Origin of the sequence: Acetobacter sp. DsW_059 (assembly GCF_002153695.1) — a bacterium.
Classification (GTDB): domain Bacteria; phylum Pseudomonadota; class Alphaproteobacteria; order Acetobacterales; family Acetobacteraceae; genus Acetobacter; species Acetobacter thailandicus.
The window spans coordinates 1-247 of the sequence record NZ_JOPI01000130.1 but is presented as its reverse complement, the minus strand read 5'-3'; the positions used below and the strand labels follow the sequence as shown (position 1 = coordinate 247).

The 247-nt window shown below is 49.0% G+C and carries 1 protein-coding gene; it reads left to right on the top strand.

Features of this window, described 5'->3' with window-relative positions; translation table 11 throughout:
* Positions 1 to 44: 44 nt before the first annotated feature.
* Positions 45 to 247 (top strand): hypothetical protein (locus HK25_RS13465; protein ID WP_233127829.1); only part of this gene is annotated, 203 nt, incomplete at its 3' end.

The following is a 247-nucleotide window of genomic DNA, read 5'->3' as shown; positions in this document are numbered from 1 at the left end:
ACTGCTACGACCTCCACCGCTTCCACAACTGCCTGAGGTGCTAAATGACCTCTCTCGATCAAACGATTCAGGACCTTCGGGCCTCAGAAACACTGGTTTGCCTGCCAGAGCCAACTACTAATTTTCGGGTATTATTCAATGGAGATCTGCCAACTGTTCAGGGAACAAATACACAGGTTGATATAGCGATCTTATACGGCGATTCCGTCCTTTTCTCAGGTTCCTGTACACTCGCAGTACAGGGGCA